At 74.4% G+C, this 14,895-nt stretch carries 12 protein-coding genes; 5 read left to right on the forward strand and 7 right to left on the reverse strand.

All coding sequences use genetic code 11. From position 1 onward, the window contains the following. Positions 1–10: 10 nt before the first annotated feature. On the reverse strand, positions 11–466 hold the full coding sequence (locus ACFVFH_RS00830; RefSeq protein ID WP_383761511.1) for a RidA family protein: 456 nt from the start codon (positions 464–466) through the stop codon (positions 11–13). 346 nt (positions 467–812) lie between these two features. On the opposite strand from ACFVFH_RS00830, the gene ACFVFH_RS00835 reads away from it, so the two are divergent. Beyond that, positions 813–1,268 (forward strand): DUF3574 domain-containing protein, encoded by a 456-nt coding sequence (locus ACFVFH_RS00835; RefSeq protein WP_383763468.1) that lies wholly within the window; start codon positions 813–815, stop codon positions 1,266–1,268. 187 nt (positions 1,269–1,455) lie between these two features. Here the strand turns inward: ACFVFH_RS00835 and ACFVFH_RS00840 are convergent, their stop codons facing one another. The 3 genes from ACFVFH_RS00840 to ACFVFH_RS00850 form a co-directional block, all read right to left on the reverse strand. Next, a complete protein-coding gene (locus ACFVFH_RS00840; protein WP_383761514.1) occupies positions 1,456–2,808 on the reverse strand; it encodes an SWIM zinc finger family protein in 1,353 nt (450 codons plus the stop codon). Further along, positions 2,805–5,813, reverse strand: coding sequence for a DEAD/DEAH box helicase (locus ACFVFH_RS00845; RefSeq protein WP_383761517.1), 3,009 nt, complete (start codon positions 5,811–5,813; stop codon positions 2,805–2,807). Before ACFVFH_RS00845 ends, ACFVFH_RS00840 begins: the two co-directional genes overlap by 4 nt. Before the next feature lie 182 nt (positions 5,814–5,995). Next, complete coding sequence (locus tag ACFVFH_RS00850; RefSeq protein ID WP_383761520.1) at positions 5,996–7,069, reverse strand: slipin family protein; 1,074 nt, start codon at positions 7,067–7,069, stop codon at positions 5,996–5,998. Between the two features lie 280 nt (positions 7,070–7,349). On the opposite strand from ACFVFH_RS00850, the gene ACFVFH_RS00855 reads away from it, so the two are divergent. Beyond that, positions 7,350–7,694, forward strand: a complete 345-nt coding sequence (locus ACFVFH_RS00855) for a hypothetical protein (protein ID WP_383761523.1) — start codon at positions 7,350–7,352, stop codon at positions 7,692–7,694. On the opposite strand, the gene ACFVFH_RS00860 is transcribed toward ACFVFH_RS00855, so the two are convergent. Further along, on the reverse strand, positions 7,678–8,232 hold the full coding sequence (locus tag ACFVFH_RS00860) for a class I SAM-dependent methyltransferase (RefSeq protein ID WP_383761525.1): 555 nt from the start codon (positions 8,230–8,232) through the stop codon (positions 7,678–7,680). The two genes, ACFVFH_RS00855 and ACFVFH_RS00860, sit on opposite strands and share 17 nt — an antisense overlap. A 9-nt stretch (positions 8,233–8,241) precedes the next feature. Then, a complete protein-coding gene (locus ACFVFH_RS00865) occupies positions 8,242–9,435 on the reverse strand; it encodes a PucR family transcriptional regulator (protein ID WP_383761528.1) in 1,194 nt (397 codons plus the stop codon). Positions 9,436–9,643: 208 nt separating this feature from the next. Here ACFVFH_RS00865 and ACFVFH_RS00870 point away from each other — a divergent pair, with 208 nt between their 5' ends. Genes ACFVFH_RS00870 through ACFVFH_RS00880 form a run of 3 tightly spaced genes read left to right on the forward strand, consistent with a single transcriptional unit; the run spans position 9,644 to position 13,679 of the window. After that, on the forward strand, positions 9,644–10,546 hold the full coding sequence (locus tag ACFVFH_RS00870) for an SGNH/GDSL hydrolase family protein (RefSeq protein WP_383761531.1): 903 nt from the start codon (positions 9,644–9,646) through the stop codon (positions 10,544–10,546). Positions 10,547–10,552: 6 nt separating this feature from the next. Then, positions 10,553–12,544, forward strand: a complete 1,992-nt coding sequence (locus tag ACFVFH_RS00875) for a hypothetical protein (RefSeq protein ID WP_383761533.1) — start codon at positions 10,553–10,555, stop codon at positions 12,542–12,544. Between the two features lie 40 nt (positions 12,545–12,584). Continuing rightward, the gene (locus ACFVFH_RS00880) at positions 12,585–13,679 is read left to right on the forward strand and encodes a tyrosine-protein phosphatase (protein ID WP_383761536.1); all 1,095 of its coding nucleotides are present in this window, start codon (positions 12,585–12,587) and stop codon (positions 13,677–13,679) included. 42 nt (positions 13,680–13,721) lie between these two features. On the opposite strand, the gene ACFVFH_RS00885 is transcribed toward ACFVFH_RS00880, so the two are convergent. Beyond that, the gene (locus ACFVFH_RS00885; protein ID WP_383761539.1) at positions 13,722–14,882 is read right to left on the reverse strand and encodes an ADP-ribosylglycohydrolase family protein; all 1,161 of its coding nucleotides are present in this window, start codon (positions 14,880–14,882) and stop codon (positions 13,722–13,724) included. Between the last annotated feature and the right edge of the window lie 13 nt (positions 14,883–14,895).

A 14,895-nucleotide genomic window follows, 5' to 3' on the forward strand; every position in this document is an offset into this window, starting at 1 on the left:
TTTTCCGTGGTCAGTTGTCCGGACTCTCGGAGTGCGGCGACCGGGGGCCGGTGGCCCGTGCGGGCAGCGCCGCGGTGAGGTCGACCTCGACGAGCTGTCCGGTGAAGCCGAGCCGCGCAACGCCGAGGAGCGTGCTCGCGCTGGTGAACGCGGGGCCGATGACCGAGCCGGTCAGCCGGCGCCAGGCGGCCCCGAGGCTCGGGACCTCGTCGCTGACCACGTAGATCACCGAGCGGACGACCTGTTCCGGTCCGGCGCCCACGGCCGCCAGGGCGACGAGGGCGTTGGCCGCGATCTGGTCGATCTGGGCATCGAGATCGCCCGGACCGACCAGGGTGCCGGAGCGGTCGAGTGGGCACTGCCCGGCCAGATGGGCGGTCCGGCCCGCCTCCACGACGGTGATGTGGTGGTAGCCGGGGGTGGGGTGCAGCTCCGGCGGATCGATACGGCTGATCTCCGCGCTCATGAAGCCGATTCTGGCAGCCGGGGTCCCGGGCCGCGACGGGATATCCGGCAGCGCGCCGGGCCGACCGTACGGGTGGTTTCCCGCGGACGCCCATGTCCTTGCCGCTGTCCGGCGGGGGCCGCTTGTCACAGTGAGGCCGCGCATCCACCGGCCCGCGGGCTCTCCGCCCGCGCACGGCCTCCGCCCTCGCGGGCTCCCTCGCCCGCATCCGGACACCGCCTTCCCCAGGCGCCGAACGAAGGTATCCGCCTTGCCCCGCTTCCTCCGCCCCACCGCCCCGAAGCGTCCCACCACCTCGAAGGAGCGCACCGCTCCGGAGCGCCGCACCGGCCCGAAGAGGCGTGTCCTGATCACCGCGACGACCGCCGCCCTGGCCGCGCTGGCCGTGGGAACGCCCGTCGCGTACGCCACCCTCGGGGACGAGGCCCCCGCCGCCTCGCGCTCCGCCGAGCGGGCCGCCGCCTCGCGCGGGAGGGACTACATCGAGACCCGGCTCCTCTTCGGCACGGAACGCCCGGACGGCGGACCGGCCGTGACGGACCGGCAGTTCCTGGCCTTCATCGACGAGGAGGTCACCCCGCGTTTCCCGAACGGGCTGACCATCCAGGACGGCCGGGGGCAGTGGCGCGACTCCCACGGGGCCATCGAGCGGGAGCGCAGCTACGAACTGACCCTGCTCTACCCCGCGTCCGAGGCCCGGGTGCGCGACGCCCAGGTCGAGCGGATCCGCGACGCCTACGAGAAGGCCTACGCCCAGGAGTCGGTGGCCCGGATCGAGGAGCGCACGAGCGCCGACTTCTGACACCCGTCCGCGAAGCGCCGGTCGTCGACCGCCGGTTCCCGGTCGTCGGCTGCGGGTTCCTGGTCATCGACGGCCCGCACCGGCTTCCGGCGTACGGCGGTCGCGCGGGTCTCGCGTCCCCCGGGGCCGCGCTCTTCGTCCCTCTCCGGAGCTCCTGGGTGCGGGGTGGTGCCTTGGCCCGTCGCGTTCAGCCGCCGCTGAGTTCGGTGAGCGCGCTCACCGGGTCGGTGTCCGGGGCGGCCCGGGGCCACCAGTCGTCCTCGCCCGGCTCGGACTCGTAGCCGTACCAGCGGCCGTCGTGGCCGAAGCGGAGCTGGAGCGTGCCGCCGGGGTGGGTGAGGTGGTTGCGCCGGGGCTGGAAGCGGGGGAAGCCGGCGGCCGAGAGCGCGGGGCGGGCCCGGTCGAAAGGGCCGGCCGGGGGGTCCCAGGGGGTTTCGAGGACGGCCAGCCCTTCGGCGCCGCCCTGGCGCCAGGCCGCGACCGCTCGGGCCAGGTCGGTGGTGGTGCGGCCGGTGGCGTACGCCAGCTCGCGGTAGAGCGCCCGGGTGGTGGCGGTGAGCCCGGCGGTGGGCCGGGAGGCGGCCAGGCGGACCGCGTCCTGCCAGGGGGTGAGCCCGGCGAGCGGGTCGGTACCGGTGGTGAGGAGTGCGTGCGCGCGGGCTGCGGCGTCCGTGGCGAGGTGGTCGAGGGCGAGCGGGTCGCGGGCGCCGGGCAGGCTCGGGTACGAGGGCGGCTGCGCGGGGTGCGGCAGCACCGGCAGCGGGGCGGGGAGCGGCGGGAGACGACGGTCGGCGAGGGCCTCACGCACCGGTACGGAGGGGGCGGCGGGAGCCTCGGGGCGTTCCCGGGCGGAGTGGGCGGCGTTGCGGCGGCCCAGCTCTTCGAGGAGTTCTCGTTCGCCCCGGCCGCGCAGCAGGAGGAGGACGAACGGGTCGGTGTCCAGGAGCCGCGCCATCTGGTAGCAGAGCGCGGCCACGTGCTTGCAGGGCCAGCCGTGGTCCGGGCAGGTGCAGCCGGGGTCGAGGTCCCCCGCGTCGGGCAGCAGCCCGATACCGGCCCCGGCCGCCGTGTCGACCAGCGAGTGCGGCATCTCCTTGGCGAGCAGCGCGGCGAGGTGGCCGGGCCGGGCGGCGACCGCGTCGAGAAAGGTGTCCCAGTCCGGGTCGGTGAGGGCCCGCAGCCGCAGTTCGCAGCGGTAGGGGCGGGGGCGGCTGCCGTGGACGTAGGCGACGACCCGGCCGGGGGTCACGGTGATCGCGGCGACCTTGCCGCTGTCGGCGTAGGCGCGGCCCCGGGCGAGCCGGCCCTCGTCCATCGAGAGGGATTCCAGCGCGGCCACCCAGGCGCGGCCCCACCAGCTGTCCGCGAAGGGCTCGTCACCGACGGAGGTGCGGGGCGGCACGGCCTCGAAGGTGCGCCGCAGGTCGTCGGGGCCGGGGCGCGGCCGGGCGGCCGGGCGGGGGTCGTGCCCGGTGTGCGGGCGAGGGTCGTGCCCGGTGTGCGGGCGGGGGTCGTGGCCGGTGTGCGGGCGGGGGCTCATGCGGGCCTCCGGAGCGAGACGAGATCGGCCAGCTCGCGGTCGCTGAGCTCGGTCAGCGCGGCCTCCCCGGTCCCGAGGACCGTGTCGGCCAGGGCCCGCTTCGCCTCCAGCAGTTCACCGATCCGGTCCTCGACGGTGCCTTCCGCGATCAGCCGGTGCACCTGCACGGGCTGCGTCTGGCCGATGCGGTACGCCCGGTCCGTGGCCTGTTCCTCGACGGCCGGGTTCCACCAGCGGTCGTAGTGGATGACGTGGGCGGCCCTGGTGAGATTGAGGCCGGTGCCCGCCGCCTTGAGCGAGAGCAGGAAGACCGGGACCTCGCCGGACTGGAAGCGGTCCACCATCCGCTCCCGCTCGGCGACCGGCGTTCCGCCGTGCAGGAGCTGGGAGGGGACGGCCCGCGAGGCGAGGTGGGCGGAGAGCAGCCTGGCCATGGTCACGTACTGGGTGAAGATGAGCACGGAGCCGTCCTCGGCGAGGATCGTGTCGAGGAGTTCGTCGAGCAGGGCGAGCTTTCCGGAACGGCCGACGAGGCGGGTCGGCTCCTCCTTCAGGTACTGCGCGGGGTGGTTGCAGATCTGCTTGAGCGAGGCCAGCAGCTTCATGATCAGCCCGCGCCTGGCGATGCCCTCGGACGCCTCGATGAACGCCATGGTCTCGCGGACCGCCGCCTCGTACAGCGTGACCTGCTCGCGGGTGAGGAAGACGGGGTGGTCGGTCTCCGTCTTGGGCGGCAGTTCGGGCGCGATGCCCGGGTCGGACTTCTTGCGGCGCAGGAGGAAGGGCCGCACCAGGCGGGAGAGCCGTTCGACCGCCTCGTCGTTGGCGAGCCCGGCGGCCGTACCGGTGTTCTCGACGATACGGGCGTGCCGGGCGCGGAACGCCTTGAGGGGGCCGAGCAGTCCGGGAGTGGTCCAGTCGAGCAGGGCCCAGAGCTCGGAGAGGTTGTTCTCCACCGGGGTGCCGGTGAGGGCGACCCTGGCCGGGGCGGGGATGGTGCGGAGCGCCTTCGCCGTGGAGGACTGGGGGTTCTTCACGTGCTGGGCCTCGTCGGCGACGATCAGCCCCCAGCCGTGACCGGCCAGTTGCGCCGCGCTGGAACGCATCGTGCCGTAGGTGGTGAGGACGAAGCCGCCGTCGGGCTCGGCGAGCGTGCGGTCGGTGCCGTGGAAGCGGCGCACGGGGACGCCGGGGGCGAAACGGTTGATCTCCCGGTGCCAGTTGCCCAGGAGGGAGGCGGGGCAGATCACCAGGGTGGGCGCGGGGTGGGCGCGGTGCAGATGGAGGGCGATGAGGGTGATCGTCTTGCCCAGGCCCATGTCGTCGGCGAGGCAGCCGCCCAGGCCGAGGGAGGTCATCCGGTCCAGCCAGGCCAGGCCGCGAAGCTGGTAGTCGCGGAGCGTGGCGTCGAGGCCGGGCGGCGGGGCGATCGTGGTGTGCTCGGCGGTGATGCGCTCGCGGAGTGCGGCCAGCGCGCCGACGGGCACGGCTTCGACCTGCTCGCCGTCGACCTCGGCGGTGCCGGTGAGGGCGACCGCGAGGGCGTCGACCGGATCGAGCAGGCCGAGCCCCCGCTTACGTGCCTTGCGGACGAGCGCGGGGTCGACCACGACCCACCGGTCGCGCAGCCGCACCACCGGCCGGTGTGCCTCCGCGAGGAGGTCCATCTCCGCCTCGGTGAGCTGCTCGTCGCCCAGCGACAGCTGCCAGTCGAAGGCGAAGAGCTGCTCGGCGTCGAAGAACGAGGTGCCGTCGGTGGCCGAGCCGGGAGCGGGCCGCACGACGGCGGAGGCGGTGAGCGAACGGACCAGCTCCCTGGGCCAGTGGACACTCACCCCGGCCGCCGCCAGCCGGGCTCCGGCGTCGCCGAGCAGCTCGTACAGCTCGTCCTCCGTCAGGGCGAGGACATCGGGCACCGGCTGGTCCAGCAGCCTTTCCAGCGGGGCCCAGACGCGGGCGGCGCGGCGCAGGGCGAGCACGGCGTCGATCCTGGCCCGCGGGCCGAACGGCTCGCCCGCCCCGCCGTTCCAGAGCGCGGCGGCGTCGGTGACATGGGTCGGATCGGCGAGGCTGTGCACCTGGGCGATGGCAGCGGCGGCGTGCCGCGCGGCCCGGCCCGGGGCGCGGCCATCGGAGGTGCCGGAGCTGCCGTACGTATCAGCCGCGTCGGCGGTGTCGTACGTGTCGGCTCCGTCGCCGGCGTCCGCCGCGTCGGCGGCGTCGTACGGATCGGCCGCGTCGGCCGTATCGAAGAGTTCGTACGCCGAGAGGTCGAGGCGCAGCGACACGCGGACCCCCGCGTCGAGTCCGGACGCCACCTCGACCGCCCAGGCGCGGGCTCCCGGCAGGTGCTGGGCCTCGCGGGCCGCGAAGGGCGCGCCCATCGCGTACGCCGCGGCGGGCGTGCGCGGCAGGGTGTCGGCGACCGCGTCGAGGAACGATCCGAGCAGCCACTCGGGGTCGGGGAGGCGGAGCGGGGTGAGGTCCGGCAACGGGACCGCGTGGCCCTCGGCGGGCAGTGCGGCGGCGATCGCGCGCAGATGGGCGATGTCCTCGACGTCGCGCGGCCCGGCCCGCCAGGCGTCGTGGTCGTCCGCCGTCAGACCGGGCAGGAGCCTGCCGCGCGCCGCCAGACCGAGCGCCTGGAGCGCGGCGGCGCCCCAGCACCGCGTGGCGGGGTGGGCGGACTCCTGGTGCCGGGCGCGCACCAGCAGCGGCAGCGCGTCGGCGACGGGCAGCAGGACCGCGGGGACCGTACGCCGGCGCACTCCGCCCGCCTGCCCGTGGCGACCGACGACGGTGATCTCGGCCGTACGCGGGCCGGAGCCCGGATCCACCGGGTCCGGGCGATGTCCGCAGACCTCGCCGGGCTCCGGGAGCGGGCCGCCGTCGGGGGCCCAGAAGGCGACGCTCCCGTTCCTCGGCAGCGCGGCGGGCAGGAACACGGCGGCGCAGCGCAGAAGGCGGATGACGGAGGTGTCCTGCCGAGGTGATGCCGTGGTCATCGGTCCCGCTCCCCTCCCGCCCTGATCCTCGTGATCGCCTTGTCCCTCATGACTCCTGCGAGTCTAGGCGGGGGGTCGGACAGTCGGTCGCGCGGCTGCGTTTCGGCAGGTCAGGCACGTTATTTCCCGCCTCGGCCCAGTGCTGTGGGCCGAGGCGGGAAACGCTGGACGCGCGGTCCGGCTCAGTGCTTGGCCAGGGGCTTCGCATTCGGCCGGGTGGGCCGCACCGGAGCGGCGGCCGGGGGCGCGGGCATGGGCGCGGGCGACGCCGTCTGCTGCGACGGGGCCGGTGCCGGACGCCGGGGTGGCGTGGGGCGCGGCCGCGGGGCGGGCCGGGGCGCCTGCGCACCGGGCTGCTGCGCCGACTGCCGCGCCCGGACCGCCTGCGAGGGCTCCGCCGCCTGCCGCTGCGCGGACGACCGCTCTTCCACGGGCTGCTGCTCCACCGCGGGCCGCGGCTGTGCGGGCTGCTGTACCTCGGGCTGCGCCTGTGCGGGCTGCTGCGCCCGCTCCAGGAAGCGGAGCAGCTCCACCGGGAACGGCAGCACGAGCGTGGAGTTCTTCTCCGCCGCGACCGCCACCACCGTCTGAAGCAGGCGCAGCTGGAGGGCGGCGGGCTGGGCAGACATCTGCTCGGCCGCCTCGGCGAGCTTCTTCGACGCCTGGAGTTCGGCGTCGGCGTTGATGACCCGGGCACGCCGCTCACGGTCGGCCTCGGCCTGGCGGGCCATGGAGCGCTTCATCGTCTCCGGCAGCGACACGTCCTTGATCTCCACCCGGTCGATCTGCACGCCCCAGCCCACCGCCGGGCTGTCAATCATGAGTTCGAGGCCCTGGTTCAGCTTCTCGCGGTTGGACAGCAGATCGTCCAGATCGCTCTTGCCGATGATCGACCGCAGTGAGGTCTGCGCCATCTGGGACACCGCGAACCGGTAGTCCTCCACCTGGATCACGGCACTCGCCGCGTCGACGACCTTGAAGTAGATGACCGCGTCCACCCGTACCGTCACGTTGTCCCGGGTGATCCCGTCCTGGGCCGGGACCGGCATCGTCACGATCTGCATGTTGACCTTGCGCAGTCGCTCGATGCCGGGGAGCACCATGGTGAATCCGGGTCCCCGTACATCGTTGCGGAGCCTGCCGAGCCTCAGCACGACGCCCCGCTCGTACTGCTTGACGACCTTGGCCGCCGCTGCCATGTACAGCGCGCACGCCGAGACCGCCGCCACTATCGCGATCACGAGCTCCTGGACCATGACGGCCCCCTGAAAGCCGGAAACTTCCTGCGTCTTCCTGTCGCGAATGAATCACTCGCTACTACCACGGTATGCCCGATACGACCAGATATGAACAGGGGCCGGCCTCCCGCCGCCCCGGTTCTCGCCCGCCCGGCCGCGCCCCGGATGCCGGGGCGCCGGTGAGCGGGCAGGGTGACCAGCGTCAGCACGTACTCCGTACGTGCTCCGTGCCCCGTACCGCCCGTACCGGCGCCACGGGCCCGACGAGACACCGGACGAGACAGACGAGGACCCGCCCATGCCCGTGACCGCCCACCGTCGCCGCCTCGGTATCGCAGCCGGGACCGCGCTCCTGACCCTCACCGTCGCCGGCTGTTCCGGCCTCGGCCGGACCGCGGTCGGGCCGGTCACCTACACGACGGAGCGGGACGACGTGATCATGGTCAACAGCCCGCTCGTGAGGGGCTGCCACCGGCTCGCCCCCGCCGGCGCCAAGGAAGTGAACAACGGCACCCTGGTCGACATCATCCTGTACCGCACCCCCGACTGCACCGGTCCGGGCACGACATACGTCGCGCGGTCGGTCAACGATGTCAACGCGGGCTCCGCCCCGCCCTGGCGGAGCTTCAGCACGGTCCACTGAAGCCCGCGCGGGCCGCCCGCCCGCTCGGCGGGGCACCGCGCGCACCCGGGTGCCGTCGTCCATGGGGCGCAGGCCGACCGTCGGGCCCGCCGCCGGGCGCGCCCCGAACCGTTCCTCCGACAGCCTCCGCGACAGGAAGGCCCGGGTCCGGCGCGCGTCGCCGAAGATGTGCGCGCGGCAGGCGTGCGGCATCCCGTCCCGCACCCGGTCGTACGGTGCGGGCGCCTTGGACGCGCTCCGGCATCCGCGCCGACCCGTCCACGGCGGTGGCCTCGAAGCCGCGCCCGGTCAGCGGACGGGACACCCGGCCCGCTCCGCAGCCCGGCTCCAGCACGCGCGCCCCGGCGGGCACGGCGGCCGCGGTCACCTCCGGTCCGTCGCCCACGGGCAGCCGCCGGTACAGCTCGACCCCGCGGCCGTCGGGCGTGATCGCCCCCGGCCCGGTCCCTGAACAGCCCTCGCGCACCGGTCGTCCGCTCGCGCACGACCGAACGAACGGCCCTCGGCGACGGTTCCGTACCCGACGGCTTCCGGCCACCGTTCGCCCTCACACCGAGCGGCGGGCCACCAGCGCCGCGCTGATGTGCTGGAGATCGGCCGGGCGGGCCGGGGAGAGGCCGGTCAGCCGGTCGATACGGCGGATGCGGTAGTCGACGGTGTTGGGGTGGATGTGCAGCGCGGCCGCGGTGGCCCGCCGGTCCAGGCCCAGTTCGAGATAGGTCTCCAGGGTGCGCAGCAGCTCCGGCTTCACCTCCAGCGGCCTCAGCAGCTGCGCCAGCCCGTGCAGCGCCTCGCTGGGCCGGCTGAGCTGGTACTCCAGCAGGACGTCGGCCAGCCGGTACAGGCCGGGGGGCCGTCCGGTGCGGGCGACCAGATCGACGATCTCGGCGTTACGGGCCACGGCGGCCGGGACCGCCTCCGGTTCGGCGGTCTCCGCGGCTGCCGTGATGGGCACACCGGCCGCGCGGGCGGCCTCCTCGATCAGCGCGCACAGACCACCGGGCCCGCGCCACGGCGGCGGTGGCTCGGCGGCGGGCAGCAGCACCGTGCCGCCGGAGGCGTCGAGGGCGGTGAGCGCCGGCGTACCGGCGAAGTGGTCGAGCGCCGTGCGGACGCGGCGGATCTTGCGCCGGGCCGCGATGCCCGAGCCCGGCCCCGGCGGCTGGCCCAGCTCGTCGGGGTGCGGGGCCAGCGCGAGCGTCATGGTCAGATAGCGGGCGGCGGGACGCAGTCCGGTGCGGTGGGTGAAGCGGTCCAGGGGTTCACCGGTCAGCAGGGCGGCCATCAGCGCGTGCCGACCGCCGTGTTCCTGGCTGTCGAGGATCTGCCGGGCCTCCAGATAGGCGCTGCTGACGGCGGAGGTCAGCTGCTGCTGGAGGACCATGATGCGGTCCATGATCTCCAGGACGGTGGGGAGATCGCCGGGCAGCGCCCCCTGGGCGGTCTCCTGCCAGCACATCGCCGTGCCGACCTGGTAGGCCGTGAGGATCGCGTCCAGCGGCACGCCCTCCTCGGCGCGCTGGGCCGCCGAGTCGCGCTGCTGGGCCAGTTCGGCGTCCGTGGCGGGGCGGCGGTGCTCGACGACGTCCGCGAAGAGGCGCAGGTTGTGCTGGACGATGTCGGCGATGTCGCCGGAGATCTCCTCGTGCGGCAGATCGGCGTAGACCGGCAGATCGGCCAGGAGCCGGGCGACGACACGGCCGGTCAGGGCGGGGACCCGGGCCCGCAGGTACGCGGCCACCGGACGCCCCGCGATGGCCGGCGGCCGGCCCCGCGGCCCCGCCGGGGCACCGCGTTCCCCCGTGCTGACGAGCGGCCGCTTGTCACGCGTCACAAGTTCCCCCGCGGAAGTCTGCGTTACCCACCAGTTAAACGACGGCACTTGAGTCTGCATGATGACCGGCGTCACACGCCATCCCGCGTCCCGCCCCCCACCGTCGGAGGATTCCGTGAACCTGCCGCAGCACAAGGGCTTCTGTCGATCCGTCAGGACCATCGTGGGCGCGCTCGCCCTGACCGGTCTGGCGGTGGGAACGGGCGCGGTCCCGGCCTCCGCCGCCGACGAGGACGGCACCACCTCCTATGTCGCGCTCGGCGACTCCATGGCCTCCGGACCGCTCATCCCGGACATCACCGGGCCGGTGGCCTGCGGCCGCTCGACCCACAACTACGCCCATGAGCTCGCCTCGCGGATCGGCGCGTCACTGCGCGACGTCACCTGCAGCGGCGCCGCGTCCAAGCACATGACCGAGAAGCAGTCGCTGTCGCTGCTGGACATCCCGATGGGTTCGGCGCCGCCCCAGTTCGACGCGCTGCGCCCGGACACCGACCTGGTGACCCTGACCATCGGCGGCAACGACACCGGCCTGGTCGGCATCGCGCAGAAGTGCACCACCCTCGACCCGAACGCCACCCCGTGCAAGGAGAAGTACAACGAGGGCGGCGTGGACCAGGTGGGGCAGCGCATCGCCGAGTTCGCGCCGAAGCTGGGCGTCGTACTGGACTCGATCCACCAGCGCTCGCCGCATGCCCGGGTGATCGTCACGGGGTACGGCCTCTACATCAAGCCCGGCGGCTGCTGGCCGCTCCAGCCGGTCCTCCCGGTGGACGCCGACTTCCTCCAGGGCAGCGTCGACCGGATGAACACGGTGATCGCCGAACAGAGCGCCGCGCACGGCGCCGAGTACATCGACCTCGCCACGCCCAGCAAGGGCCACGACTCCTGCCAGGCCCCGTCCGACAAGTGGGTCGAGGGCTACGTGCCGACCGCGGCCGCCGCCCCGCTGCACCCCAACCGCAACGGTGAGGCCAACTACGCCGCCCTCATCGGCGCGCACCTCCAGGGGAGCTGACCGGAGTTGCGACACCGCCTGCTGCGCGGGCTGACGGCGGCGGCGCTCTGCGCCGCCGCCGTGCTCGTCCCGCACTCCCCCTCGGCACGGGCCGCCGGGGAGTCCGGGCCCGGCTGCGACCCGCTGGCTCCCGTCGAATGCCTGCTCCCGTTCCCGAACGACTGGTACACCCGGCCCGACCCGGCCACCGACACCGGCCGCCGGGTCTCCTTCGGCACCGCCACGCTGCCGCGCCCCGCCACCGGACGCCCCGTCGATCCGACGGCCTGGAACCGGTCCGACGGCTTCTCCCCCGGCTCGACGCTGATCGCCCACGTCCCGGGGCTCGACCCGGCGGCGACCGGCATCGCCCCGCTCACCGACATCGGCCGCTCCCTCGCCCCGGACGCGCCCGTCGTCCTGCTGGACACCCGCACCGGCGAGCGGTGGCCGTACTGGGCGGAAGCGGACGCCAACGCCACCGACCCCGCGCGCCGGGCCCTGCTCATCCACCCCGCGCGCAACCTCCTCGACGGCCACCACTACGCCGTCGCGCTGCGACACCTCAAGGACGGGGCCGGGCACCCGGTCCCGGCCGCCGCGCCGTTCGCCGCCGTCGCCGGGAAGCCACTGCCCCCCGGGCACCCGCTGCGCACCCGGCAGCAGCGGCTGCGCCCGGCGCTCGGGGCCCTGCACCGCGCCGGGGTGCGGTCCGAAGGGCTGTACCTCGCCTGGGACTTCACCGTCGCGAGCACCCGCAGCCTCACCGGCGACCTCTTCGCCGTCCGCGACGACGCGTTCCGCCGGCTCGGCGGCCGTTCGCCCGCGTTCGCCGTCACCGATGTCACCGACTTCACGGCCGCCCAGGACCCCCTCATCGCCCGCGAGGTGACCGGCCGGATCAGCGTGCCCAGCTATCTGGACCTGCCCGGCGGCCCGCCCGGCTCCGTACTGCACCGCGGCCCCGACGGCCTGCCGCGACGGCTCCCGGGCAGCACCCGGGCCGCCACGTTCCGCTGCGAGATACCGCGCTCCGCCTTCCGCTCCCCCTCGCACCCGGCCCTCTACGGGCACGGCCTCCTGGGCCGCCGCTCCGAGGTCGGCGCGGGCAACGTCAAGGCGATGGCGGCGGAGCACGACTTCACGTTCTGCGCGACGGACTGGATCGGAATGGCCGAGGAGGACATCCCCGTGGTGCTCGGCGCCCTCGCCGACCCGAACCTCTTCCCCGCCGTTCCGGAACGCACCGAACAGGGCATGCTGAACGCCCTCTTCCTCGCCCGCGCCCTGGTCCACCCCGACGGACCGACCACCGACGCGGCCTTCCGTGACGCGCACGGCCGCCCGCTCGTCGACATCCGGCACGGCATCGGCTACGACGGGAACAGCCAGGGCGGCATCCTCGGCGGCGCCCTGCTCGCCGCCTCGCCCGACATCCGGCGCGGAGTCCTCGGCGTCACCGGCATGAACTACGGCCTGCTCCTGAACCGCAGCGCCGACTTCGCCCCGTTCCAGCAGGTCCTGGACACCTCCTACCCGGACAAGCTGCGCCAGCAGATCGTCCTCCAGCTGTTCCAGATGGTGTGGGACCGCGGCGAGACCGACGCGTACGCCAACCACCTCACCGACCGCCACCAGGTGCTGATGCACATCGCCTACGGGGACCACCAGGTCGCCAACGCGGCGGCCGAGGTGGAGGCGCGCACCATCGGCGCCCGGCTGATCACCCCCGCGCTCGCCCCGGGCCGCAGCCCGGACACCGTCCCGTACTGGGGCATCGGGACCGTCGCCGCGGACCGGCTGCCCCACCGGGGCTCCGCGATGACCGTGTGGGACAGCGGCACCCCCGCCCCGCCGCTCACCAACACCCCGCCCACCGGGCCGCAGTACGGCCACGACCCGCACGAGGACCCCCGCAACTCGTCGGCCGCCCGACAGCAGAAGGCCACCTTCCTGACCACCGGCCGTGTCATCAATGTCTGCGGCACCACGCCGTGCACCGCCGCACCCACCTCCTGACACCCCCCACACCCCGACAGGGATGCAGACAAGGAGCACCATGCGCACGCACCGCATCACCCAGGCAGCCGTCGCGGCCGTCCTGCTCGCCGGTACGGTCCTCGTCCCGCCCGCGCTCGCCGCCACTCCCGCCGGCGCACCCGTGGCGACCGCCGGGGCCGTACGGGCCGCCGCCGTGCCGTTCACCGAGGCGAGCGCCCGGCGCGCCGCGGACGGCGGCTACACGCTCTCCTGGTCCTCCGCCGCCGGATCGGTGGCCGTCACCGCCGTCACCTCGCCCGACGCCACCACCGGCACCCCGGTGGGCACCGCCCCCGGCACCGGCTCGCTGACCGTCCCCGCCGGAACCCTGGCCGAGGCGGGACGCTGGTACTTCCGGCTGGTGCCGGACAGCGGCTCCCCGCTCGTCGTCGCCGAACGCTCGCTCGGCATCGACTCCGCCCGCAACTTCCGCGACATCGGCGGCTACCGCACCACCGACGGGCGCTGGGTACGCCCCGGTCTGGTCTACCGCTCCAACAAGCTCAACAGCCTCACCGACGCCGAGCAGCAGCGTCTCCTCTCCCAGCGCCTCACCCTCGACGTGGACCTGCGCAACGCCGTGGAGCGGCACGACGACCCGGACCGGGTGCCCGCCGGGGTGAAGTACCAGGTCGCCGACGTGGTGTCGCTCAGCCACGGCATCCGCTTCCACGACTCGGCGCTGATGACGCTGGCCGAGGCCATCGCGGCCGGACTGTTCTCCGGCTCGTCCGACCTCGGCCAGTCCATCGGCTACCCGTTCATGGTCAACTTCGTGGGCGCCGACTACGCCTTCCGCGACCTGGTCACGGCCGTCGCGTCCAACGGCTCCGGCGCGACGGTCTACCACTGCAGCTCGGGCAAGGACCGCACCGGCTGGAGCACGGCCGTCCTGCTCACCCTGCTCGGCGTCCCGCGCGCGACCGTCGAGGCGGACTTCCTGGCCAGCAACGACTACCTGGGCAACCCGAAGGCCGTCGAACTGAGCTGGCTGCGCGCGGCGTTCGACGAGGTGGACCACCTGTACGGCGACTTCGACACCTACGTACGCGAAGGCCTCCGGCTCGACGACGCGACGGTCGCCGCGCTGCGCGCCAAGCTGCTCACCGACTGACGCACCGCGCCGGCCCCGCCGCCCGGCGGCGGGGCCCGCCCGTCAGTACGCCGGGTAGCGGTCGGCCGGCCAGTCGACCGCGTACGCGAACTCCAGGCACAGGTCGTCGGCCACCTCGGCGATCACACCCCGGCCCTCCGTCGCCACCAGCCAGGACGGCGGAAGGTGCACGTCCCCGTGGCGGGCGCCCAGCAGATTGCCGCAGATCGCCCCGGTGGAGTCGCTGTCGCCCGAGTGGTTGACCGAGAGCAGCAGCGACCGGGCCACCTGGTCGGCGCCGGGCAGCACGAGGGCGCAGTACACGGCGATGGCGAGAGCCTCCTCGGCGACCCAGCCCGCGCCCAGCGTCTCCACCTTCTCGCCGGTCGGCGCCCCCTGCGCGGCCAGGTCCACGGCCGCCCGCAGCGCCGCCGTCGTCTCCTCGTGGCCCGGGTGGCGGCGCAGCAGCTCCATCGCCCGCAGAACGGCGCCCGCCGTCGAGTCGCCCTCCAGGAGGTACGCGACGATCGCCGCGAGGGCCCCGGCCGCGTACGCGCCGGTGGGGTGGCCGTGGGTGATCTGCGCACACCAGTAGGCGAGCCGGAAGCCCTCCTCGGCGTCCCGCGCCACCAGCCCGAAGGGGGCGGACCGCATCACCGTGCCGCATCCCTTGGACCCGGTGTTGACCGGCCCGGGATCGCCGAGCCGGTCGGTCGGCTCGGGGACATGGCCGGTCGCGAGCCCGGTCAGGCAGGCGTTCCCGGGAGCCCGGCGCGCGTACAGCCAGGGCTCCAGCCTGAGCCGGCCGGTACGCACCGGGTTGTCGCCGCCCCCGGCGGGCGGCGCGGGGTGGTTCTGGGTGTCCAGCCAGCGCAGATAGGCGTTCCTCACGATCCGGGGCCCGGCGCCGCCGTCCCCGGTGCCGCCGCCCTCCGCCCTGGCCCGGGAGTGGGCCCTGATCAGCCCCTCGGCGGTGAACAGGGTCATCTGCGTATCGTCCGTGACCCGTCCGACGACCCCTTCGTCGTCCGGGAGGAGTCCCTGTACCCCGTGTTCACCGTGCGCGCGGCGGATACCGGCCAGGGACAGGAATTCCACCGGATTCCCCAGCGCGTCCCCGATCGCCCCGCCCAGCAGACAGCCCCGGACCCTCGCCCTGCGGCCTGTGCGGTCCTCCCACGATGCGCCGTTCACGCAACGATCCCCTCGATCCGATGTCGACATGTACCAAACGCCG

Source organism: Streptomyces sp. NPDC057697 (assembly GCF_042799335.1).
Classification (GTDB): domain Bacteria; phylum Actinomycetota; class Actinomycetes; order Streptomycetales; family Streptomycetaceae; genus Streptomyces.